Annotated in this window: 22 protein-coding genes; 14 read left to right on the top strand and 8 right to left on the bottom strand. The window is 57.2% G+C overall.

Annotated elements, in window-relative coordinates:
* The first annotated feature begins 31 nt into the window (after positions 1–31).
* Both pflB and pflA read left to right on the top strand, forming a co-directional pair.
* Positions 32–2,305: a formate C-acetyltransferase gene (gene pflB, locus PEL01S_RS00800; protein WP_108529929.1), complete on the top strand. Its 2,274-nt coding sequence runs from the start codon at positions 32–34 to the stop codon at positions 2,303–2,305.
* Entirely contained in the window at positions 2,302–3,027 is a 726-nt protein-coding gene (gene pflA / locus PEL01S_RS00795; RefSeq protein WP_127458902.1) for a pyruvate formate-lyase-activating protein, read from the top strand. Before pflB ends, pflA begins: the two co-directional genes overlap by 4 nt.
* 45 nt (positions 3,028–3,072) lie before the next feature.
* Here pflA and PEL01S_RS35045 read toward each other — a convergent pair whose 3' ends face one another.
* Entirely contained in the window at positions 3,073–3,201 is a 129-nt protein-coding gene (locus PEL01S_RS35045) for a DUF6254 family protein (RefSeq protein WP_220389012.1), read from the bottom strand.
* 208 nt (positions 3,202–3,409) lie between these two features.
* On the opposite strand from PEL01S_RS35045, the gene PEL01S_RS00790 reads away from it, so the two are divergent.
* Together PEL01S_RS00790 and PEL01S_RS00785 are read left to right on the top strand one after the other, a co-directional pair.
* Entirely contained in the window at positions 3,410–4,981 is a 1,572-nt protein-coding gene (locus PEL01S_RS00790; protein WP_127458901.1) for a basic secretory protein-like protein, read from the top strand.
* 153 nt (positions 4,982–5,134) lie between these two features.
* A complete protein-coding gene (locus tag PEL01S_RS00785; protein WP_127458900.1) occupies positions 5,135–6,181 on the top strand; it encodes an HD-GYP domain-containing protein in 1,047 nt (348 codons plus the stop codon).
* A 123-nt stretch (positions 6,182–6,304) separates the two neighbouring features.
* Here the strand turns inward: PEL01S_RS00785 and PEL01S_RS00780 are convergent, their stop codons facing one another.
* From PEL01S_RS00780 to PEL01S_RS00765, 4 genes are all read right to left on the bottom strand, one after another.
* Entirely contained in the window at positions 6,305–7,561 is a 1,257-nt protein-coding gene (locus tag PEL01S_RS00780; protein WP_127458899.1) for a CynX/NimT family MFS transporter, read from the bottom strand.
* Complete coding sequence (locus tag PEL01S_RS00775) at positions 7,558–8,262, bottom strand: FadR/GntR family transcriptional regulator (RefSeq protein ID WP_127458898.1); 705 nt, start codon at positions 8,260–8,262, stop codon at positions 7,558–7,560. The genes PEL01S_RS00780 and PEL01S_RS00775 overlap by 4 nt, the downstream gene beginning before the upstream one ends.
* Before the next feature lie 197 nt (positions 8,263–8,459).
* The gene (locus PEL01S_RS00770; protein WP_063179867.1) at positions 8,460–8,642 is read right to left on the bottom strand and encodes a hypothetical protein; all 183 of its coding nucleotides are present in this window, start codon (positions 8,640–8,642) and stop codon (positions 8,460–8,462) included.
* Between the two features lie 105 nt (positions 8,643–8,747).
* Positions 8,748–9,185, bottom strand: a complete 438-nt coding sequence (locus PEL01S_RS00765; protein ID WP_036682329.1) for a MarR family winged helix-turn-helix transcriptional regulator — start codon at positions 9,183–9,185, stop codon at positions 8,748–8,750.
* A gap of 215 nt (positions 9,186–9,400) precedes the next feature.
* Here PEL01S_RS00765 and PEL01S_RS00760 point away from each other — a divergent pair, with 215 nt between their 5' ends.
* From PEL01S_RS00760 to PEL01S_RS00720, 9 genes are all read left to right on the top strand, one after another.
* Positions 9,401–9,823, top strand: a complete 423-nt coding sequence (locus PEL01S_RS00760; RefSeq protein WP_010491663.1) for a MarR family winged helix-turn-helix transcriptional regulator — start codon at positions 9,401–9,403, stop codon at positions 9,821–9,823.
* 48 nt (positions 9,824–9,871) lie between these two features.
* Positions 9,872–10,525: an efflux RND transporter periplasmic adaptor subunit gene (locus PEL01S_RS00755; protein WP_010491661.1), complete on the top strand. Its 654-nt coding sequence runs from the start codon at positions 9,872–9,874 to the stop codon at positions 10,523–10,525.
* A gap of 33 nt (positions 10,526–10,558) precedes the next feature.
* Positions 10,559–12,133, top strand: a complete 1,575-nt coding sequence (locus tag PEL01S_RS00750; protein WP_063179863.1) for a DHA2 family efflux MFS transporter permease subunit — start codon at positions 10,559–10,561, stop codon at positions 12,131–12,133.
* 58 nt (positions 12,134–12,191) lie between these two features.
* Positions 12,192–13,430, top strand: a complete 1,239-nt coding sequence (locus tag PEL01S_RS00745; RefSeq protein WP_127458897.1) for an efflux RND transporter periplasmic adaptor subunit — start codon at positions 12,192–12,194, stop codon at positions 13,428–13,430.
* A gap of 46 nt (positions 13,431–13,476) precedes the next feature.
* Positions 13,477–15,216, top strand: a complete 1,740-nt coding sequence (locus PEL01S_RS00740) for a hypothetical protein (RefSeq protein WP_127458896.1) — start codon at positions 13,477–13,479, stop codon at positions 15,214–15,216.
* A 223-nt stretch (positions 15,217–15,439) separates the two neighbouring features.
* A complete protein-coding gene (locus PEL01S_RS00735) occupies positions 15,440–16,402 on the top strand; it encodes a D-2-hydroxyacid dehydrogenase (RefSeq protein ID WP_127458895.1) in 963 nt (320 codons plus the stop codon).
* A 39-nt stretch (positions 16,403–16,441) separates the two neighbouring features.
* Positions 16,442–16,702 (top strand): YciI family protein, encoded by a 261-nt coding sequence (locus tag PEL01S_RS00730; RefSeq protein ID WP_063179853.1) that lies wholly within the window; start codon positions 16,442–16,444, stop codon positions 16,700–16,702.
* 166 nt (positions 16,703–16,868) lie between these two features.
* Positions 16,869–17,678: a DeoR/GlpR family DNA-binding transcription regulator gene (locus tag PEL01S_RS00725; RefSeq protein ID WP_063179851.1), complete on the top strand. Its 810-nt coding sequence runs from the start codon at positions 16,869–16,871 to the stop codon at positions 17,676–17,678.
* A gap of 44 nt (positions 17,679–17,722) precedes the next feature.
* Complete coding sequence (locus tag PEL01S_RS00720) at positions 17,723–18,694, top strand: ROK family protein (protein ID WP_127458894.1); 972 nt, start codon at positions 17,723–17,725, stop codon at positions 18,692–18,694.
* Here PEL01S_RS00720 and brfA read toward each other — a convergent pair.
* Positions 18,586–18,906, bottom strand: coding sequence for a ribosome rescue factor BrfA (gene brfA / locus PEL01S_RS35860; RefSeq protein ID WP_127458893.1), 321 nt, complete (start codon positions 18,904–18,906; stop codon positions 18,586–18,588). The genes PEL01S_RS00720 and brfA overlap by 109 nt on opposite strands.
* 173 nt (positions 18,907–19,079) lie before the next feature.
* Between brfA and PEL01S_RS00710 the strand changes: the two genes are divergently transcribed.
* A complete protein-coding gene (locus tag PEL01S_RS00710; protein WP_063179850.1) occupies positions 19,080–19,400 on the top strand; it encodes a hypothetical protein in 321 nt (106 codons plus the stop codon).
* Between the two features lie 153 nt (positions 19,401–19,553).
* Here the strand turns inward: PEL01S_RS00710 and PEL01S_RS00705 are convergent, their stop codons facing one another.
* Together PEL01S_RS00705 and PEL01S_RS00700 are read right to left on the bottom strand one after the other, a co-directional pair.
* A complete protein-coding gene (locus tag PEL01S_RS00705; RefSeq protein ID WP_127458892.1) occupies positions 19,554–20,927 on the bottom strand; it encodes a polysaccharide deacetylase family protein in 1,374 nt (457 codons plus the stop codon).
* A complete protein-coding gene (locus PEL01S_RS00700; protein WP_127458891.1) occupies positions 20,920–22,098 on the bottom strand; it encodes an MFS transporter in 1,179 nt (392 codons plus the stop codon). The genes PEL01S_RS00705 and PEL01S_RS00700 overlap by 8 nt, the downstream gene beginning before the upstream one ends.
* Positions 22,099–22,128: the final 30 nt, after the last annotated feature.

Genomic DNA, 22,128 nt, shown 5'->3' with positions numbered 1-22,128 from the left:
AGAGACGACTTCTTGGAGAGGAGACCCAACTATGAGCTTGAAAGAAGCGGAAATGAACCGGAATCCCGAACAAACGGAGGCTTGGCGCCAGTTCGCGCCGGGCAAGTGGCAGCATCGGATCGACGTGAAGGATTTCATCGACCGCAACATTACTCCTTATACGGGAGACTCGGAATTCCTGGCCGGACCGACGGAAGCGACGACGGATCTGTGGCAGCAGCTTAGCGTACTGATGCGCAAGGAACGGGAAAACGGAGGGGTGCTGGACATTGACGTCCACACCGTCTCCACCATTACTTCGCATGCGCCGGGGTACATTGACAAAGGAAAAGAACGGATCGTCGGTCTCCAGACCGACGCCCCGCTTAAGCGTTCCGTCCAGCCGTTCGGCGGCATCCGCATGGTGGTTGACGCCTGCAAGGCTTATGGCTTCGAGCTGCCGCAAGAACTGGTGCAGCTGTTCACCGACATCCGGAAAACGCACAACCAGGGCGTATTCGACGCTTACACGACCGAGATGAAGACCGCGCGGAAGGCCGGGATCATCACCGGGCTGCCGGACGCTTACGGCCGCGGCCGCATCATCGGCGACTACCGCCGCGTAGCGCTTTACGGTACGGACCGACTGATCGCGGACAAGAAGAACGATCTGCTCCAGCTCGAAACCGACTCGATCACGGAAGACATCATTCGCGCTCGGGAAGAGCTGTCCGAGCAGATCCGCAGCTTGGACGAACTGAAGCGGATGGCGCAATCGTACGGCTACGACATCTCGGTCCCGGCCACCAATGCGCAGGAAGCGGTACAGTGGCTGTACTTTGCTTACCTCGGCGCGATTAAGGAACAGAACGGCGCCGCGATGAGCTTGGGCCGCGTCTCCAGCTTCCTTGACATCTACATCGAACGGGATTTGCAGAACGGCACGCTGACGGAGGAGGAAGCACAGGAGCTGATCGACCAGTTCGTCATGAAGCTGCGGATCGTGAAATTTTTGCGCACGCCGGACTACAACGAACTGTTCAGCGGCGACCCGACCTGGGTGACCGAATCGGTTGGCGGCATGGGAATGAATGGCGTGACGCGGGTAACGAAGAACTCCTTCCGCTTCTTGCACACGCTCTACAACCTGGGCCCGGCGCCGGAGCCGAACTTGACCGTGCTGTGGTCGGCCGATCTGCCGGATGCCTTTAAGCAATATTGCGCCAAAGTGTCGATCGAGACGAGCTCGATTCAATATGAGAATGACGACTTGATGCGCCTGCAATTCGGCGACGACTACGGGATCGCCTGCTGCGTATCCGCGATGCGGATCGGCAAGCAGATGCAGTTCTTCGGGGCGCGCGCGAACCTGGCCAAAGCGCTGCTGTATGCGATCAACGGAGGCGTCGACGAGAAGCTGGGCATTCAGGTCGGGCCGGAGTCGGTGCCGATTACGTCGGATGAGCTCTCGTACGACGACGTCATGAGCAAATACGACAAAATGCTGGATTGGCTCGCGAAGCTTTATATGAACACGCTGAACGTGATTCATTACATGCACGACAAGTACTGCTACGAGCGGTTGGAGATGGCACTGCACGACCGGGAGATTTTGCGGACGATGGCTTGCGGCATCGCAGGCTTGTCCGTTGTGGCGGATAGCTTGAGCGCCATCCGTTACGCCAAGGTGAAGCCGATCCGCAACGAGAAAGGCATCGCCGTCGATTTCGAGATTACCGGCGAGTATCCGCAGTACGGCAACAACGACGAACGAGTCGACCGGATGGCCGTGGAGCTGGCCGAGTCCTTTATGAACAAGCTGCGCAAGCATAAGACATACCGCAACGCGTTGCCTACGATGTCCGTGCTGACGATCACATCGAACGTCGTCTACGGCAAGAAGACCGGCAGCACGCCGGACGGCCGCAAAGCCGGCGAGCCGTTCGCCCCAGGTGCGAACCCGATGCACGGCCGCGACCGCAAAGGCGCGCTCGCTTCGCTGGCATCGGTAGCCAAGCTGCCTTACGAGCATTGCCTCGACGGCATCTCGAACACGTTCTCCATCGTGCCGAAGGCGCTCGGCCGGGAGACCGACGTGAGATCGCAAAATCTCGTCGCGATGCTGGACGGCTACGCGACAAGCGGCGGCCACCATTTGAACGTGAACGTGTTCAACCGCGAGCAGCTGCTCGATGCCATGGAGCATCCGGAGGAATATCCGCAGCTGACGATCCGCGTATCGGGCTATGCCGTCAACTTCATCAAGCTGACCCGGGAGCAGCAGCTTGACGTCATCAACCGGACGTTCCACGGATCCATCGGATGAAAGGACGCATCCATTCGCTCGATACGTTCGGCACGGTAGACGGGCCGGGCATCCGCTTCGTGCTCTTCATGCAGGGCTGCGCCCTGCAGTGCGGGTTCTGCCATAATCCCGATACATGGGAGACGGCCACAGGCCGTGTGGTAGAGGTCGCATCCGTGCTGGACGAGATCGAGCCGTTTCTTCCGTATTACCGCAGCTCGAACGGCGGATTGACCGTGACCGGCGGCGAACCTACGCTTCAGGCTCCCTTTGTGGCCGCGCTGTTTCGGGAAGCGAAGAAACGATGGAATTTGCATACCGCGCTGGACTCGTCAGGCTTCTGCGAGCCGGAGCATGCGGGGGAACTGATGGACGTGACGGATCTCGTCCTTCTGGACCTCAAGCATATCCGAAGCGACAAGCATCAGGCGCTGACAAGCCAGCCGAACGAACGAATTCTCCGGTTTGCCCGATGGTTGTCGGACCGCGGACAGCCGGTCTGGATCCGCCATGTGCTCATCCCCGGCGTCACGGACGACGCGGCGGACTTGCTGGAGCTCGGCCGCTTCATCGGGTCGCTGGGCAACGTGCATAAATTAGAGGTGCTGCCTTACCACCGGATGGGTGTCTACAAATGGGAGCAGCTCGGAAAAGCCTATCCGCTGGAGCATGTGCCGACGCCAAGCGACCGGGAGATGGAGCGGGCGAAACGTTTGATTGAACAGGGGAGAGAGCAAGCCTAGAAGGAAGACCCCGCGGACATGCCGTCTGCGGGGTCTTTCGCGTTTTTAGCGGCCGGACTGCTGCGCGTCGTACTCGTCCGAATACGCAGCCAAGGACTTGATTTTACCGTGCGGCTGCTGGGTTTGCTTGCGGATTTTCCATTGGTTTTCCTTGCGGCGTTTCGAATGGCTCATCGCAATTCAGCTCCTTTAGGCATGGTAAAAATCGGCCTTGCCTTCTTAGGATGGCGGCAGAAAGGTCATTTCATGTATTGGAATAATATAGTATTTTTGTTAATATATTAATAGCTTCGTTTGTGCAGAGAGGAGGGGGGCGCGATCATCGTTTCATACGCTTTCTAAGGCTGAAAGGCCGAGTATACGATAAGGAGGAGTATTAGGGATGAAGAAGAGTCGGATTTTTTTGTTAGCCGCCATGATGTTTGCAGGTGCGGCCACGTCGGTCTTTGCCGATGCTTCCGCTCAAGCGGCCGCCTTTCCCATCGAGAGAACGCAAGGCGGCACGGTGACGTCCAACGGCCAAAGCCCGGCCAATGAGGAGAAGGAGAACGCGTTCGATAATCTCTTGAAGACCAAGTGGTTGACCTTTCAAAGCACAGGGTGGCTCCAGTATGCTTTTCCAAACCAAAGCTCTTATGTGATTACTTCCTACTCGATTACCTCTGCAAACGATTTCCCGGAGCGGGACCCGAAAGATTGGACCTTGAAAGGCTCCAATAACGGAACGGACTGGACCGTGCTGGATACCCGCCAGAATGAAAATTTCGATTGGCGGTACCAGACGAAGACGTACAATATCCCGAACCAAACGTCGTATAAGTATTATCGACTGGAATTAAGCAACCATAGCGGGTCGGTTCTTCAACTCGCCGAGGTGAAGCTTTACGATGCGCAGCAGTGGCCCGAACCGGCCAAGGCGCAGATTACGGCAAGCGGCGAAAACCTGCCGGATGAAGGCAAGGACAAGCTGAACGACGGGTCCAGTCTGACCAAATGGCTGACCTTCCAGAAGTCCGGCTGGGTCACTTATCGTTTCGACCGGCCGACGGCCATCGACGGTTATGCTTTGACTTCGGCTAACGACTTCCAGGAACGCGATCCGGCCGAATGGACGCTTCAAGCGTCAAACGACGGGAAGCAGTGGGTCACGTTGGATACCCGCAAGGGAGAGCAGTTCCGATACCGCTATCAGCGGACCGGCTACAGCGTCCGTTCCGACGCGAAATACACCTATTATAAGCTAGATATGAAAGCCAACGGAGGCAACGAGCTGCAGCTTGCGGAAATCGAGTTCATTCCTAAAGACAGCCCGTTACAAAGCATCGTGCCCAGCATTGAAATCCGCAATATGGATGCCCAAGGCAACGGCAAGCTGTTCGATCAAGCTCTTCCGGATGCGCAGGAGCAAATCAAGTTGATTATTTTGAAACTAAATGAAATTTTGTACGGACACCCGAACCGGATGGACGTGGGCCCGAAGAAGGTCGTCATTTTCATCAAAGACGAGGATGGGGTCGCTTGGGCCGGCGGGGGGCAGGTCACCATCAGCTCGCGGCATCTGAAAAACGTCAGCAATTCCAGCACGCCGCTGCGGCATGAGATTTTGGGCATTTTGTATCATGAGCTGACGCATCTTTATCAATTGGATGATGACCGCTACGATCAGATCGGGTATATGATCGAAGGCATGGCTGATGCGATCCGCTTCAAAGTTGGCTATCACGACCGACTTGCAGTGAGAAAAGGAGGCACCTGGAAGGACAGCTACGGGGTGACGGGCAATTTCTTCGTTTGGATCGACGAGCATAAGCGCCCCGGATTTTTGCGGGAGCTGAACCAGAGCCTGTCGCCATTCGATGGCGTGGAGTGGAACGAGAGCGTATTCCAAACGCTGACGGGTTCCGATGTCCTTTCACTGTGGAACGAGTACCAGCGTTCTTTGCCGAATCCGTAAGCGGTTAATCCGGCCTCCGTCGTATTCTCTTGTCCCATTCCTGAGACTTTCGTCGCGCACCTGTCGTTGACAAGGCCCATCCCGGGGTGTACGCTTAGGGTAATGTAGGTCGAATTACCCGGTTCTGCCAATCCATACTACGGGAGGGGAACGATGGTGAAGATGGAGTGGATCAAGTCCGAATCCGGGACGGAGGCTATGGCGTCCGAAGAGCTATGGCATACGGGGATTCGAATCGGTGGCAATACGTATTTTTGTCCGGTATCGCTGGGAAGGAAAATCAGCTACGGGCTGTGGCTGGTCATGTTCATCAGCCTGCTCGCCGCGGTCTGGATCAATACGAATGTCCAATCGCCGGCGCTGCTCGGGTTATACGCGGTTCCCGTGCTCATATTTGCTTTATTCGTGTTTAACGTTTATTTGGTCGGCGCATTTTCGACGGGGGTTACGGCGCTGTGGGTGTATTTTACAGGAGCCGGATGGCCCGGTTTGGCTGGAGCGGGGGGATTGCTGCTGCTCGCTTTGCTCGTGCAGCGGGTCGTTGTCGTGTCCCGGCGCAACTTCCGGCAGCGCGAAGAGTACGAGGAGCTGTTCATGAACACGATTCTCTCGTTCTCCAAAAGCATCGACGCGCGCGACCCGTACACGGCGTTCCATTCGAAGAATGTGGCCGATTACGCCCGGGAAATCGCCGTAGAGCTGGGTTTGTCCGAACGGGAGACGGAAGCCGTTCATCTGGCCGGACTCATTCACGATATCGGCAAAATCGGCACGCCGGAGTCGATTCTCAAGAAGGAGAGCCGGCTCACCGAAGAGGAATACGACATCATGAAGCGGCATGCGGAGGACGGCTACCAAATCGTCAAAGGCATCAAACGGCTGCAGGAGCTCGGCGTCACCGAGATGGTCCGGCACCATCATGAACGGATGGATGGCAAAGGCTATCCGATGGGCTTAAAAGGCGAAGAAATCCCGCTGGGGGCGCGCATCCTCGCGGCCAGCGACTCCTTCGACGCGATGACGACGAACCGGTCCTACCGGGCGAAGCTGTCGACGGAGACGGCGGCCGAAGAGCTGCGGCGGCACAGCGGGACGCAGTTCGATCCGGAGGTTGCCCATGCGCTGCTAAGGGTGCTCGTCCGTCAAGGCAAGCTGCCGGCGGCGGAGCCGCAAAGCGCAGGGCAAGTGCAGCCGGCTTGACCGAAATAAATAGATATCGCCCGATACGGATCGTTCCCAATCGATCGTATCGGGCTTTTTTTGGCGCTCACATGAAAAAACGCGAGAAGCCCTCCCGGACTTCCCGCGTTTTGACGTAAAGGCTCAGTGATTTCCCTCGGCAGCAGCCGCTTCCTTCGAATCTGATGCGGCCACGTACCCGTATTTCCCGGCCTTCAAACCGGCTAACAGCAGCCCGACTGCGGCGATGAGCAGCAGGATCAGGGGAAGGGTCCAGCCGCCTGTGGCGTCGTGAATGAAGCCGAAGAGCGTCGGGCCGACCGCGGCCAGTAAATACCCGAACGATTGGGCCATGCCTGACATCTCCGCCGATTGACGAACCGACTTCGTGCGCAGGGCGAAGAACATGACGGCCAGGCCGAAGCCGGACCCTGCGCCAACGCCGACGAGAACGACCCAGAGCGGAACGAGCCAATCCGTATCGGTGAGCAGCAGCCCGAGATATCCGACTAAAAATAGGGAAGCGACGCCGACGGCCAAGCCCCGCTGATCGGAACGCCGCCCGGCAAGGATCGGCATAAAGAACGTCGCCGGCAGGCTTGCGAACTGCATGATCGAAATCATCCAACCGGCGGACACCGCGCTCATGCCGCGATCCTGCAATATGGCAGGGAACCAGGAAATGTTGACGTAGAAGAACAGCGATTGCAGTCCCATGAACAGCGTAATTTGCCAAGCGAGCGGAGAGCGCCAGAGCGAATCGCTTTTTTTGGCGTCGGCACTTGCCTGTACCGCTTGCGGACGCTGGCGCGAACGAAGCATCGGCAGCCAAGCGGCGAGGGAGACGATGGCCAGAAGCGCCCAACTGCCGAGCGCTCCCCGCCACCCCAAGCCTAGCCCCTGCGAAATCGGAATGCTGACCCCCGAAGCGATGGCGGCGCACAGATTCATGGAGACGGAATAAATGCCGGTCATCGTTCCGACGTTGTTCGGGAACTCCCGCTTGATCAAGGCCGGCACCAGCACGTTGCTGATGGCAATGGCGACACCAATGAGCGCCGTGCCTGCAAACAGCGCCGTGACCGAAGACACCGAGCGCAGCAAAATACCTGCCAGCAGGACGATCAGTCCGGCAAACAGCGTATGCTCCATGCCCAGCCGCCGGGCGATCCGTGGCGAGAGCGGCGAGAGGAGCGCGAAAGCAAGCAGCGGCAAGGTGGTCATCATGCCCGCCCACGTATTGGAAATCCCCGTTTCCCCGCGAATTTCTCCGATAATCGGCCCGACGGCCGTTAACGGAGCCCGCAGGTTGGCGGCGATCAGGACGATGCCGAGAATAAGCAGGCTTAGACCGGTACGGGTCTGTACTCGGGAGTTGACGGCATCTTGAGCCGGAATCATAAGGAACCCTCCTTGTTCACATCTTCTTGCAGAAGATTCAGCGATTCCCGGATATAGCGGCGCACGGCTTCGGCGGCTGAATCCGGGTCTTGGGCGGCAATGGCATCAACCATTTGGCAGTGCGAGCGAGAGGCTCCGTCAACGATGACCGACAGGTCGAGGGTCTGGTCGATAGACGATTCCAGGGCATCGGTCATATGCTCGTATAGGTCGATCAAGACGCTATTGCCGGTTGCCCGGACGATCGCATGATGCAGCTTCAGGTCCGCTTCGATGTAGCCTTCGATGTCCTGCGCCGCCGCGGCGGCATCGCATGCCGACAGCAGGGAGCGGAACGTCTCGACCTCCTCCGGCGTACGGCGTATGGCAGCCAGCCTTGCCGCCTCCTGCTCGAGCGCGCAGCGCACCTCCAGCGTCTCCGTGGCGTTCGAGCGGCGAAGGCGGCGCACGAGAGCGGGGCCGAGGCTGCTCGAAGAGCGCACGTAAGTGCCGTCGCCTTGGCGTGCCGTCAGAAGTCCGGCATGGATCAGGGCACGGACTCCCTCGCGAACGGTATTCCGGCTGACGCCCAATTGCTTGACCAGCTCGGGCTCGACCGGGATGCGCGATCCGACCGGCCATTGACCGGATTCGATAAGCGATTCCATCTGGGAAACGACCTGTTCCACCAGCGTGGAGCGCGTTGTTTGTTTCAGTTCCATCATGTAAACCTCCAAACATCCGATGATTGGTATATTGGATAATATAGCACGTCTTCGTTTCGCAGGCAAGACATGTGCGACGCGGGAAATTGTGCGGCTTTCTCCGCTGCGAAAGAAGCGCGTTATAAAGACGAGAGCTCCCGAGCGATATCGCCGCCCGGGAGCCTCCTATGCTTTCTGCGAATGTCCGATGCCTGTTATTTTTCTTCTTTCCGTCCGTCCAGATGCAAATCCTCCAGTGTGTACTTATGGTTCCATAAAAATTCCATATCGTAATCCGTCGTATCGTGCAGAACGAACTCCAGCAGCGCAGCCATAAAAGCGACAATGATCATGCCGAGCAACACCAGGCACATGAGAAACGAGATCGTATGAACCAAGATGATCGCATCCTTTCCTGCCGTATGCTACCAGTTTATGAACGTTTCGCGAAAAAATGATAGAAAAGCAAAACGAAGGCTTCCCGATCGGGTTGCCTTCGCCGCTTACACATTCACTTCTTGCGTTTCAGTTAATATCGCTTTGCAGATGCGGGTCATATGTTTAATGTCCTCATCGGGCAGCTTTCCGAAATATTCCTCGACCACTCGCTGGCGGTGCAGGTGAAGCTCCTCGATAATTTCTCTTCCCTTATCGGTAATCTCCATATAGACCACTCTCCGGTCTTCCTCAGAGCGGGTTCTTTCAGCAAATCCGCCGGAAATCAGCTTATCGGAAAGCGATGTCACCGCGCCCGACGTGATCCAGAGCGCGTCGGCGATTTGTGAGACCTTCAGCGGACCTTCGTTTTGCAATTTCTCCAGAATAACCGCTTGCGAGGCGGAGACGCCGTGCGCTTCAAAACGGGTCCAACTGGCTTTCACTTTGCGAAACATTAAGCGGAACGCTTCCTCCAGCTCATATAAATCTTGTCGGTGTACCATAATAGCCCCCTTAAATTGTTACCGGTAAAGATAGAGTTCGACAAAATATTAAGTAATACGTAAGTTGCCCCCTTTGGTTTCAAAAAGTTTTCCGCGCTTTGGTTTGCCGTGAAAAATTTTGATTGACGTTCAAAATTTTCCGTGATAATTTATTTAATGTTAAATCATTGCACTATAAAACTATTTTAAACTAAAAATAGATGAGGAGGGAAGTCTTGCGTAATTTGGAGCAAAAGCTCACGGAGCTGGAAGGACTGATTGCCGTCGCTGTACGCCACGCCCGCCGCTGGTCGCCGCCCGACGCAGACTTGTCGAAGCAGCAAATCCAGCTGCTGCATGCTTTGTGCGGCAAGCAGCGGGTGACCGTAACCGAACTGGCTGAGGAACTGCAGCTATCGGCGAGCGCGACAACGATTGCGTTGAACCGGCTGGAGCAAGCCGGCTTTGTGAAACGGAGCCGGGATGAAACGGACCGCCGCGTCGTTTGGCTTGAGCCGTCCGCTGAGGCGGTCAATCATATGAAGGAATTTCGGCTGTTTAAACAAAAGCTGCTGATGCAAATGTTCGGCGGCTTGACGGAGGAAGAGACGGAGCAGTTTATCGCATTGGTCCGCAAAATGATCTCCACGCTGGCTTGAGCATGCACAGACACCGACACGGGACCTTGGGAAAGGAGCTTCATCCGAATGAAGAAAAAAATCATTATGCTGACCGTACTGGCTTTGGTGCTGGTGGGGGGAGGGACCGCCGGTGCGTACTACTACAATATCGCTAGCAAGTACATAACGACGGAGGATGCGAAAGTGCAGGGCGATCTTCGAGCTATCGGCTCGTTGGCTGCCGGTAAACTGATCGAGTGGCGCTATAAGGAAGGCGACTCGTTCGGCAAAGGCGACGTGCTCGGCATCGTGGAAACTTCGCCAGCCAAAGGAACGACCCCGGCCACGACCACGGAAATCATTGCGGCAGATGCCGGAACGATCATCCAATCGAACGCGGTGAAGGATCAGACGGTTGCGCCGGGCGGGACGCTTGCTTTGAGCGCCGACCTGAATCAGCTGTACATTACGGCCAATTTACAGGAAACGGAAATCACGAGCATCCAAGTGGGCAACAAAGTGACGATCCGGATCGACGCGTTCAAGGATACGGAATTTACGGGACGGGTGGAGCGGATCGGACTCGGGACCAATTCTTCTTTTTCCCTGCTTCCTTCCTCTAACGCCAGCGGCAATTATACGAAGGTGATTCAACGGATTCCGGTCAAAATCGCACTGGACGATACCCACGGGAAACGGCTCATTCCGGGCTTGAATGCAACCGTCAAAATCGAGAAATAGGGGCATCCGGGAACGGAAGGAGGAACACTCGGAATGAACGACCAAGCCACAGATCAGGCTAAAGCCTCTTCCAAAGGGTCCGGACTCGCCATGCTGGCCATTATTCTCGGCGTCTTCATGGCTATTCTCGATACGAGCATCGTCAACGTGGCGATCCCTAAAATGATGAACGTCTTCGGCGTCAGCCAATCGCAGATCGAATGGGTCGTCACGGCTTATTCGCTGGTCAGCGGGGCGCTCGTGCCAGCGACGGGATATTTGGGCGACCGGTTCGGCTATAAGCGGATGTATGTCATTTCGCTGATCATTTTTACGATCGGCTCCGGACTGTGCGGCATCGCATGGAGCAACGAAAGCATGATTGTGTTCCGGATCGTTCAGGCGGTCGGCGGCGGCGCAATGATGCCGATCAGCATGTCGATGATTTTCCGCATGTTCCCCGTCGAGAAACGGGGCATGGCGATGGGCTTGTTCGGGATCGCGATCATGTTCGCCCCGGCTACCGGCCCGACGCTGAGCGGCTATATCGTCGAATATTTGGACTGGCGGCTTATTTTTACGATCAACGTGCCGATCGGGATTGTAGACATTTTCCTGTCCATGGCCGTGCTTAAGGAATTTAAGATGGAGGCCAAGAAGCGGTTCGACGTCTGGGGATTTATCACGTCCAGCACCGGGCTGGCCACGCTGCTTTACGGCATCGGCAAAGTGTCGGAGAAGGGCTGGGGCGACAGCGAGGTTGTCGTATTTCTTACCATAGGGATCGTGTTCCTGGTGACCTTCGTCATTTTGGAGCTGACTGTGAAGGACCCGATGCTCGATTTAAGCCTGCTGAAAAACGGCATGTATACATTGTCGCTGCTCGTTTCGAGCCTTGTGACCGTCATCATGATGGGGATGCTGTTTTTGCTCCCGATTTTTCTGCAGAACATCTCGGGCTTGTCCGCGGTCGAGACCGGCTTGATTTTGCTGCCGCAAGCGATCGCCTCCGGCATTATGATGCCGATCGCCGGCGGGCTGTTCGATAAATTCGGGGCGCGTCCCTTGGCGGTCATCGGGCTGCTGATTACGGCGGCGGCGCTGTTTCTGACCTCGAATCTGAGCATGGAGACCTCGCGCGCGACCATCATTTTCTGGCTGACGCTTCGTGCGGTCGGCATGGGGCTCATGATGATGCCAGTACAGACCGTAGGCATGAATACCGTGCCGATGGAAAAGGTCGGCCAAGGGACCGCGCTTTCCAATACGATCCGGCAGGTGAGCGGCGCGTTCGGCATCGCCTGGCTGTCGCTGTTGTTCGGGGACCGGAAAGATTTTCATACGGCTTATTTGTCCGATCAGTTGAATATGGTATCGACCACGGTGATCGACCAAGTAACGAAAATTCAAAATCAGTTTATTGCAATGGGGCAGTCGGCCGCGCAGGCCAAAATAAGCGCCCTGAACTATATCGGAGGACAGGTGCAGATTCAATCGACGATCATTGCGCTGGACGACGTCTTTTATTTGACCGCCGGACTTTCGCTGCTTGCCGTTGTTTTTAGCTTGTTTCTCAAAGGCGCAAAAGCCAAAGGCGGGGCCGGCGGCGTGCATATGATGGGCGAATAAACATAACAGGACGAACGGACGGCCGAACGTTCGGCAAAGCAAAGGAGCGGGGAATTCCATGACCTATAATAATAAAGAAACCGCCGGCTGGAAGCGGAGCGCGCTGGCCGGGCTGGCTATTTTGCTGACCGCCGCCACAGCCGCGGGCTGCTCGACGGCGAACGCGGGGGAGAGCGGGCCCAAGCCCGTGAAGGTGGCCGCCGTCTCGAAGATGCAGCTGGACGGTTCGTCGGAGCAGGACGCCGATGCGGTTCCGTCCTCGCAGGCGAATGTCGTCGTCAAAGCGAATGGCGACGTGGCGGAGCTGCTCAAAAAACGCGGGGACGCGGTAGCGGCGGGCGAAGTGCTGTTCCGGCTCGATTCCACGGATGCCGTCCGCAATAAGGAGAAAAACCGGTTGTCCCGGCAAAATCTCGAATCGCAATTGGACAAAACAAGCAAGGATATTGCCACCAATAAAGCCGTCCTGAACAATACGATCGAGAAGCTGGAGCTGCAAATCGCGGATCTCGAAAAAGCGTACAATAACGCGCGCAACGACTACGATGCGGGCACGGCTCCCAAATCGCAGGTGGACAAAGCGGAGAGCCAGTTGAAAACGGCCCGTCTCGATCTGGACACGTCGAAGAAGCAGCTTGCGAATCTGGAAGCGACCGATCCGCTCGCTCCGCTGCAAATCCAAATCGAGAGCACGGATCTGGCGATGCAGGATATCGAAAAGAATTTGTCCGACTTTGACGTGAAGGCACCGATTGGCGGTCTGTTGACGGACCTGTATCCCGAGCAGGGCGTGACGGTCGCCCCCGGGTATGTCGCGGGCATCATTCAGCAGATCGATCCGATTAAGCTGCATGCCGACGTGACCGAGACGACGGCGAAGACTGTCCGCGGGAAAAAGGATATTCCGTTCGTCATCCAGGACACGGGCGAGAAAATGACGGGGACCGTCGCTTATATGGCCGATGTGATGAGCCCGCAAAGCAAAACCTATGTGCTGGAGCTGACCGCGCCTAACCCGGACCGGAAGCTGAAGCCGGGCATGCGGGTGAAGCTGCAGCTCGGCGGCGATGCGAAGCAAGAGGCGCTGAGCGTGCCGACTTCGGGCATCGTGAAGGAAGGGAACGATAGCTTCGTCTTCGTGCTGGCGGGCGACCATGCCGAGAAGCGCAAGGTAACGCTCGGACGGGAAAGCGGAGCGAACCGGGAGGTGCTCGGCGGGGTGAAGGAAGGCGAGCAGGTGATCGTATCCGGGCAGCGGGAGCTGAAGGATCAAGACAAAGCGGTTGTCCGCAACTAATGGCGCGGCGGCAAACGAACGACTTACGAATAATGGAGGACATCCTATGAATACATGGAAAAGAGTAGTTTCTACGGCGCTGATTGTGTCCTTGGCCTTGTCTTTTCAAGGGGCCGTACGGGCGGAAAATCCGCAGCCGGCCATCGATGTGCGGTATCCGGCCGTGCTGTCCGGTCCGGTGCAAGTCAAGGTGAAGAGCCTGCTCAGCGAACGGGCGAACGGCGGCGCGCGCATCGCAGTCGTTGTGAAAATGTATAACGTTTGGGCGAGTGCGGCCCGCGTGCCGGATTACGAGCTACGCGTCGTTACGTCGGCGGGTACCAGCTATGTACTTAAGCCAAGCGCAGACAATCCCGGCTCCATACCCGCGTCCTCTTCGGTCGAGCTTAGCTATATGGCGCAAATCGACCGTACCGATGCGGTGCAGCCGACCGACCTCGTATGGGTGGACGTGAACAAAGACGTCTACCCGAAGGTGGAGACTTCCATGCTAAAGCTGCCGGTAAGCGGCTTAGTCTGGTATGGGGACGCGGCGGATAACGGTTCGATTCCCGTCAAAGCATGGGGAACGCCGTTTATCATCCCGGGAATCGAATCTTCCTTGGAGTATACGCCGGTCGGCATGACCAAACAATTCAAGGACGGGGCGCCTGTCGAGCTGCTTCAGTTGCTGGTAACCAATAACGGTACCCAGACCGAGACGGTTCCGGCGTTTACGGTGGACGGCAAGGCCGCAGGTCAAATCTACAAAGGGTCCCGCCAGGAGCAAGCGGCCGTCAGTGTCGATCCGAAAGAGAAAAAGTATTTATACATCTCGATTCCTTACGAAGCCGACAAGCCGCTCGAAAGCTTGACCGTCCAGACACCGGAAAGCTACAAAATTCCGAACCGGACGGATGCGGCGGCAGCCGTCAGCTATTCCGTCGGCCGACTGCGCATCGCGCTTCCCGAGACGCAGCCAGGCAGCCCAAGTGCTCTTCCTACGGTAGAAGGCTTTGGTACGCGGCTCGCGTTCGATCCGCTGAACAACGCGGTGCATCCCGATCTCGCCGTATCGGTAGTCGATTTCCGGCTGTACGAAAACAAAGGGCAGAGCTATCAGACCGGCGTCGTGAAGCTAAAGCTGGATAACCGCAGCGACAAGCCGCTGCCAGTGCCTCAACTGGCGGCAGAACTGATCGGCGCGAGCGGCTCCTCGTATACGGGCAGCCAGCAAAAGACGGCGGCGCAGGAGGTGCTGCCCGGAACGGCGTACGTCATGAATTACACTTTCATGCTGCCGCTTGCCGGTGACGGGGATCATTTTACATTGAAGTTCAGCGATAGCAAAACCGCCGCACCGTACAAAACGGCAATCGGACAGGTTGGTTTGAACGTGAATCAGACGAAGAACGACGATGCGGCATTTTCTTTCTATCCTTATGATCTTAACGTGAAAGACTGGTCGCTGACTTATACGACCGGTACGAACCCGACCACGAGGTCTTACACCTATACGTACAAGCTGAAGTGGAACGTCGATCTGAAGACGACCGAGCCGGTCATCGTGGACGCGGGGTATTCCAAGCTGCAGCTGGTGATCGAGGGCAGCGATACCCGAGAAGTGGCCAGACAGACGCTCAGCTTGACGGGCGAGGGACGCGTAGAGAACGGCGAACAGTCGATTTACTTTACCGACACACCGTCGGATCAATTCGATCATCCGCTGACGCTGCGGGTGTATGAAACGGTCGATACACCGTACGGTCCGGCCCGCCGGCTCATCGGTACGATGCAGCAGCCGTAACCGGATATGGCTCCAGACTTGACATAAAGTTCCGCCTGCATGGTCTTAAATAGACTTTGCGGCGGGACTTTTTTCGTTGAAGAATGAAGCGGAGAACGGGGGCGGTTTCAATTTACGCCTCGTGGAAAAAGCGGTATGATGGAGATAATTGGGTCAGGCTTCGTCCTGTCGAAAGAGTAGGCGATACGGGACTTGAGGCTTAGGGCTGACATGGAGGGCTGGAATGGAGCAGATTGTCGTACTTGACGGCTATACGTTGAATCCCGGCGATCTGAGCTGGGAAGGGCTGGAACGATTAGGATCGGTCGCTCTGTACGACCGGACGCCGGTCGAGGAGATTGTCGATCGGGCGCGAGACGCCGGCATCGTCCTGACGAACAAAACGCCGCTGTCGGCGGATACGATTGCGCGGCTGCCGAACCTTCGTTACATCGGAGTGCTGGCGACGGGATACAACATAATCGATACTGAAGCGGCGGCGGCGCGCGGTATTGTCGTTACCAACGTGCCGGCTTACGGCACGCATGGGGTGGCGCAGTTCGTGTTCGCCCTGCTGCTGGAGCTGTGCCAGCACGTCGGGCGGCACGCCGAAGCGGTGAAATCCGGGGAATGGAGCGCTTCCCCGGATTTCAGCTTCACGAAGACGCCGCTCGTGGAGCTGGCGGGGAAAACGATGGGCCTGATCGGGCTCGGCCGCATCGGGCGGCAAACCGCGCACATCGCCGAAGCGTTCGGCATGCGCGTCATCGCCGTCGGCAGCGGACGCACCCAGCCCACCCCCGTGGAGGGGGTGGAATGGGTGACGCTGCCGGAGCTACTGCAGCAGGCTGACGTCATCAGCCTGCACTGCCCACTCACGCCCGCGACGCACGGGCTGATCAACCAAGACCGCATCGCCCTCATGAAGCCTTCGGCGATGCTGATCAACACCGCCCGCGGCCCGCTCGTCGTCGAGAGCGACCTGGCCGCGGCGCTGCGCGAAGGCCGCCTTGCGGGCGCGGGTCTGGACGTGCTGTCGGCGGAGCCGCCGCACCCGGACAACCCGCTGCTCGCGGCCCCGAACTGCCTCGTCACCCCGCATATTGCTTGGGCGACGAAGGAAGCGCGGGCCCGCCTGATGAACACGGCGTGCGCGAACGTCCGGGCTTTCCTTGAAGGAAAGCCCGTTCATACGGTGCCGGAATAATCGGCCCGTCACTATAATAAAGAAACGGGGTATTCCAGAATGAAGCATTTCGTTGTGTTTTTGCCGATGCTGGATGAAGCGAAGAGCGCAGCTTACCGTCCCGAGCATTTGGCTTATTTGGAGGCGCAGCGCGGGCAAGGGCGCATTTTTGCCAGCGGACGGTTTACGGACGGCGCCGGCGGCATGGTCGTCTACAAAGCCGAGTCGCTGGAAGAAGCGACGGCTTGGGCGGAGAACGATCCGTACGTGCTCCATGGCGCCCGCCGCTATGAGATTCACGAGTGGGACATGGTGCAATAAGCTAGTCTCAACTTGCTCCTCCGCTCCTTGGAACAGCTTGGAAGCGTTCGCTCACGAGGAAAGCCCTCCTTCTTCCCGTTTGATTGAAATTGATTGATATCGTCAAAAAAATGATTTATTATTTCATTAGATTGTCAAACGGATGGGAACGACAGGAGGGGACGCCATGAGCGGAAAGCTGCTCAGCAAAGGCGACCGGCGGCGCGAGCAGATTATGAACCTGCTGAAACGCCAAGGAAAAATTACGATTCAAGAGATCATTGACAAGTTCGCCTGCTCGGAAGCGACCGCCCGGCGCGACTTGGACCTGCTGGAGAAGCAGGGCGGGCTGATCCGCAGCTTGGGCGGCGCACAGCTGGATACGCCGTCTCCGTCTGCCGGCAGGGAAGTCCCCTTCAACGAGAAGAAGGAGCTGCTCTGGCTGGAAAAGGAAGCCATCGCGGCCAAGGCCGCTTCGCTGGTGGAGGAAGGCGACGTCATCGGGCTGAGCGGGGGCACGACGACGTTTCTCATCGCCCGGGAGCTCAAGCTGCGCAGGGGCATCACCGTCGTAACCAACGCGGTGAACATCGCCATGGAGCTGTCTGAGAGCGACGGCATTCAGGTGGTATTGACCGGCGGAGTGATGCGGCGCAACAGCTTCGAGCTGTGCGGCCCGCTCGCGGAGAAAATTGTGGATAGCGTCAACATCGGCGTGATGTTTCTCGGCGTGGACGGCGTTACTGTGGAGCAGGGCTTGACCACCTTCTCCGAGCAGGAAGCCGACATCGCCCGGCTGATGCTGAAGCGGTCGCGCCGGACGGTGGCCGTCTTCGACCATACGAAGGTCGGCCGTACTTCGCTGTTCAGCATCGCGCCGCTGACGGCCGTGCAGGGCTGCATTACGAACCAGCCGACCGACGAGAAGCTGAAGCGGCATTTGGAAGAGCAGGGGATCGCGCTGCACTTGGCGGAGCCGGCGGCACCCGTCCTCTGATGGGGAAATGACTAGAGCGAAACGCATAGAAAAGAGGAGATCCGGTGAAACATTACGTAGGAATCGATATCGGCGGTACCAATATGGTTTGCGGTTTGACGGACGAGACGGGACGGACGCTGCGCATGGCGAAGGTGGCGACCGAGGCGCAGCGGGGCAGCGAGGACGTGATCGAACGGCTGGGGAAAGCCGTGAACGGCTTGATCGCGGAAGCCGGCGTAACGCCGGAGGCGGTCGGCATCGGGATTCCCGGCTTTGTCGACCATGTGAACGGAGTGTCGGTGCTCGCCGTCAACCTCGGCTGGAAAAACGTCCCGATAACGTCAGAGCTAAGCAAGCATCTCGGCGGACTGCCCGTTTACCTTAACCACGATGTGCGGATGTATGTCTACGGCGAGGCGGTCGCCGGGGCCGGACAAGGCTACAAGCACGTATTTGGTCTTACGGTCGGGACGGGTCTTGCGGCTGCGATGGTGAACGAAGGCAGGCTGTATTACGGCAGCGGCGGACGCGCCGGTGAATTCGGACATATTCCCGTTCCGGGCCTTGAATACCATTGCAATTGCGGGATGGTCGGGTGCCTGGAGACGGCCGTTTCGGCAACGGGCATTGCCCGGCAAGCGAGGGAAGCGGTACAGCGGGGCGAATCGACGATATTGGCCGAGCGTTTTGCGGGAGACAACCTCCAGCAGTTGACGGCTGCGGACGTGTCCCGCGCGTACGACGAAGGAGACCCTGCGGCGATTGCCGTGATGGAGCGTACGGGGACGCTGCTTGGCCGGGGCTTGGCTGCGGCGATTCCGCTGTTCAGCCCGGAGGCGATCGTGATCGGCGGCGGCGGTTCGCTGGCGGGTGAGAGATTGTTCGCGCCGATGCGCAAAGAAATCGAGCGGTCCACGCTTTCGTTCTACTTGGACGATCTCGTCATCAAGCCTGCGGAACGGATTGAGGATGCGGGCATCGTCGGCAGCGCACTGTATGCGAAGCAGCGTCTGAACGGAACCGATATGGTATAACAACAAAAAATGGAACCGTTACTGTCCGGGGGCAGCGTACGGTTCCATTTCTTTTTGTGCTTATCCACTAAACGTCTTTGTTTCTCGTGCAGCGTCGGGGTCGTGCGTTCGACGGGAACGACGCCATGCCAGTTTCCGCGGTTCAGCTCGGGATTGCGAGAGCCTTCGCGCTCCAGCTTCCGCCGTTTTTTCCATGCTTGACTTTTGGCCATGTCGGCACCTCCTGATGGGTAATCCATTCTATTATACGCTTCTTGAAGGAAGATGACCAGACGGCAGGAGTTTGACAGTTTTGCGGCGAACTACGCAACCGGTTGTACCGCTTCTTCATTCATGGTAACCTTGGAAGGGATAAACATGCGACGGAACAGGAGTGGGACTTGCCTTGACATACGATACGATTTATTGGCTCATGCTGGGAGCCGGATTTGTAATCACGGGACTCGTTGGAATTTTGATGATGTGGAAGACGGAAAAACTGCTGCTTTCGTTTCTGGCGGGGACGGCGGTCAACATTGTGCTGACGGTGGGTGCGGTCTGGTGGTGGTCGTCGGCCTTTGCGGGCTCCGAACAGCAGTTTTCCCGGATGTTCGGTCTGTTCGGCCTGGGCGTCTCGTTCGCGAATAATGAGGTGCTGCTGTTTTTCGCGCAATTGATCATGAAGAAAAAGATCGGCGGCGACCCGGCCCCAGACGCAGACGCCTAGTTCCAGCAATCATTCAAATGTAACAAAACTGTAATCTGAATTTCATCCTGCGTTAACGTTCCTTGCCTATAATAACAATCGACCCCCTTTTTAATATATACATTCCTTGACGGCCTGCAATCTTCCCGATTGCAGGCTCTTTGTTTTTGGCGTTTACATCCCTTGATACATGCTTTCGTCGTAGCCTCTTCCGGCCGTCAGCGGGTTCGGGGTCACCTCCGGATTGTGGAAGCTGCTCGACGGGTATCTTCGGCGCACCTCGTTTACAGAAATGGCGATCATTTTCGGCGTCAGCAGCGCGGTCTTCGTGTCCAGCCGTCGTTTGCCCTGCGGGTGGATGACGTACAGCAGCCACCGTAAATAAAGCTTGGAGCAAAATAAAAAGATGCCCTTGGGCAGATCGGAGACGGTAAATCCGAGCTGGGAAGCGCCACGATGAATGATCGAGACGCCGTATAAGCCTTTCACGTCATGGAGCGTCGGATCGCTTGCCAACCGTTCGGATACGTGCGGCAAGCAGCGCTCCATCGCGCGGATCAATTGCACGGCCAGTTGCATCGTTGATCTGGTCTTCGTCCCAAAGTCTAGCAGCGTCGCATTGTCGAGGTGAAGTTCCATGACGCGGTCGCCCGGTTCGATGAATTGTCCGTCATTCAGCGGAATCCGTTTGCCATGGTACCGGCACAGCCGAAACTGGAGCAGCGCGTTACACGGATCGATCGGCCGCACATGAAGCAGCCATTGAAAGAACCGTTCCCACTGCAGCCAGACCGCAGCAATCCATCGTTTTCGCTTCGGCCGATCCGCAGGCAGGCGATCCTCCGGCTCGTTCAGCGGAAACCGCTCGTCGATACGGACGAACGTAAAGCCGCGGCGCGCCGTTTCCTTCAAAAATTCGTCGAGCGCGGCGATCATGAGCTTCGGCGCATCCGGGTCTGCCCCGAGCGTATCGCCGCTGTCATGAAGCACGATTACTGAACCGCTCTGAAGTTGGGCGAACAATCGCTGCTTGATTTTATCCTTGCCGGTCCGGTTGAGCCAATCCCCGACAATCAGCGACCAGAGCACGATGCGGAATCGCCGGGACAGGAAAAAGTCAAAGATGTTCACAACCCCCCAAGGCGGACGATAAAATTGAGGGGACTTGCCGGTAATCTTTTCGATCACCTCAGCGGTCCGGTTAATTTGCTTTCTAACCTTCCAAGGCATCATCAGGGCATTGGTGCGGTGGACATAGTTGTGAACCCCGATCAGGTGGCCCTCATTGTGCATGCGCAGAATCAATTCGGGGTAACGCTCCGCCTTGGAGCCGAGCACGAAAAAGGTCGCTTTGACGCCGTGCCGCGCCAGCAGGTCGAGCAGAATCGGTGTATATTTCGGGTCCGGACCGTCATCGAAGGTGAGCGCAATGCCGTGCTCGGTGTTTTCTTTCGGATACGCGCCAAGCGAGAAGACGCGCATGAGAAATGTAGGGATCAGCGTATATAAAGTAAGGACGATAACGAGAATCGTGATTGATTCAGCCATGTTCCATCACTCTTTCTACAGGAACGAAACAATAAAACAAAGCAATCCCCCCTAGCAGAGCTGCGCTGGTCAATACGGCGGCCGATTCATGAAACGCGGCGGCCAGCCACCCGCCGATCACCGGACCGATGGCGACACCGATCCCTTCCACGCTCGAAAACAATCCCCATCCGAGGCCCTGCTGGTTTTTCGGCACATAGTCCGCCAGAAGGGCGTTCCACGCGGGAAGGACGGCGGAGTAGGCGAAGCCGAGGACCGCGGCGATCAAGACGGCGGCAGACAGCGTCGTAACCCGGGTCAGAAGAAAGAGAGCGGCGGCCATCGCCGCGAATCCGAAGATGAGAAACCATTTGCGTCCCAGGCGGTCGGACCATTTTCCCATCGGAATCAGGAATAGGACCGTTAGAGCGCCGCCGGCCATCAGGATGAGCGAGTAGCCGCTGTGACTGACGCCCAGCGTATTAGCGGCAAAGCTCGGCAGAATCGGCACGAGCATGCCGGCGGCCGCCGTTTGCAGAATCATGCCCGGAAGCAGCGGCTTCATCGTTTTCATTCGTTCCCACAGCAGCTCGGCCTGACGTTTTAGCGGGATGTAGTTCTGCTTGGACGAGACTTCGTTTTTCAACCGCAGCGCAAGCACCCATCCGAGAGCCCACAAGCCGACCATCAGCCAGAAGGAGAGCCGGTATCCTTTATCGATCAAAAAGTTGATAACGACCGGTCCGGACCCTAAGCCGACCAGCCATATCGTATAAAGGATACCCATTTGGGACGCCCGATTTTCCTCCTTAATTTTACTGAGGCAGACAAGCCATACCGGAGAGACGCCAATGCCGAATACGGCGGCCGCTGCAATAAGCACCCATGCCTGATGGAAGTAGTACATGGCAAGCAGCCCGAGCAGCGAAACGAACAATCCGGAATGAAGAATAAGCCGCAGCGAAAAGCGGTCGAGCAAATAACCGGCCAAGCATTTGATCGCCGTATCCGAGACGTAATGGACGGACACGGCGGCGCCGACCACGGCCACGGAAAGACCGAGGATACCCGTCGCATAAGTCGGCAAAAAGGAGACCAGATAGGCGCCCCGAACGAATTCGACCAAAAACAAAATGAACGCAAGCGGTAGTACGTCTTTGTCCATTGCGATTTTTCGCAGCACCTGATCCATACACCTCCTGAATGACAAGCCAAAGCCGTG

The sequence above is a fragment of the Paenibacillus elgii NBRC 100335 genome (assembly GCF_004000865.1).
GTDB lineage: Bacteria > Bacillota > Bacilli > Paenibacillales > NBRC-103111 > Paenibacillus_G > Paenibacillus_G elgii.
Note: the sequence above shows the minus strand (reverse complement) of the source record. Positions and strands in the feature narration are given on the sequence as shown.

Excerpts from the sequence above, each read along its gene's own strand:
- pflB (WP_108529929.1), top strand. The coding sequence starts at position 32 with ATGAGCTTGAAAGAAGCGGAAATGAACCGGAATCCCGAACAAACGGAG.
- pflA (WP_127458902.1), top strand. The coding sequence starts at position 2,302 with ATGAAAGGACGCATCCATTCGCTCGATACGTTCGGCACGGTAGACGGG.
- PEL01S_RS35045 (WP_220389012.1), bottom strand. The coding sequence starts at position 3,201 with ATGAGCCATTCGAAACGCCGCAAGGAAAACCAATGGAAAATCCGCAAG.
- PEL01S_RS00790 (WP_127458901.1), top strand. The coding sequence starts at position 3,410 with ATGAAGAAGAGTCGGATTTTTTTGTTAGCCGCCATGATGTTTGCAGGT.
- PEL01S_RS00785 (WP_127458900.1), top strand. The coding sequence starts at position 5,135 with ATGGTGAAGATGGAGTGGATCAAGTCCGAATCCGGGACGGAGGCTATG.
- PEL01S_RS00780 (WP_127458899.1), bottom strand. The coding sequence starts at position 7,561 with ATGATTCCGGCTCAAGATGCCGTCAACTCCCGAGTACAGACCCGTACC.
- PEL01S_RS00775 (WP_127458898.1), bottom strand. The coding sequence starts at position 8,262 with ATGGAACTGAAACAAACAACGCGCTCCACGCTGGTGGAACAGGTCGTT.
- PEL01S_RS00765 (WP_036682329.1), bottom strand. The coding sequence starts at position 9,185 with ATGGTACACCGACAAGATTTATATGAGCTGGAGGAAGCGTTCCGCTTA.
- PEL01S_RS00755 (WP_010491661.1), top strand. The coding sequence starts at position 9,872 with ATGAAGAAAAAAATCATTATGCTGACCGTACTGGCTTTGGTGCTGGTG.
- PEL01S_RS00750 (WP_063179863.1), top strand. The coding sequence starts at position 10,559 with ATGAACGACCAAGCCACAGATCAGGCTAAAGCCTCTTCCAAAGGGTCC.
- PEL01S_RS00745 (WP_127458897.1), top strand. The coding sequence starts at position 12,192 with ATGACCTATAATAATAAAGAAACCGCCGGCTGGAAGCGGAGCGCGCTG.
- PEL01S_RS00740 (WP_127458896.1), top strand. The coding sequence starts at position 13,477 with ATGAATACATGGAAAAGAGTAGTTTCTACGGCGCTGATTGTGTCCTTG.
- PEL01S_RS00735 (WP_127458895.1), top strand. The coding sequence starts at position 15,440 with ATGGAGCAGATTGTCGTACTTGACGGCTATACGTTGAATCCCGGCGAT.
- PEL01S_RS00730 (WP_063179853.1), top strand. The coding sequence starts at position 16,442 with ATGAAGCATTTCGTTGTGTTTTTGCCGATGCTGGATGAAGCGAAGAGC.
- PEL01S_RS00725 (WP_063179851.1), top strand. The coding sequence starts at position 16,869 with ATGAGCGGAAAGCTGCTCAGCAAAGGCGACCGGCGGCGCGAGCAGATT.
- brfA (WP_127458893.1), bottom strand. The coding sequence starts at position 18,906 with ATGGCCAAAAGTCAAGCATGGAAAAAACGGCGGAAGCTGGAGCGCGAA.
- PEL01S_RS00705 (WP_127458892.1), bottom strand. The coding sequence starts at position 20,927 with ATGGCTGAATCAATCACGATTCTCGTTATCGTCCTTACTTTATATACG.
- PEL01S_RS00700 (WP_127458891.1), bottom strand. The coding sequence starts at position 22,098 with ATGGATCAGGTGCTGCGAAAAATCGCAATGGACAAAGACGTACTACCG.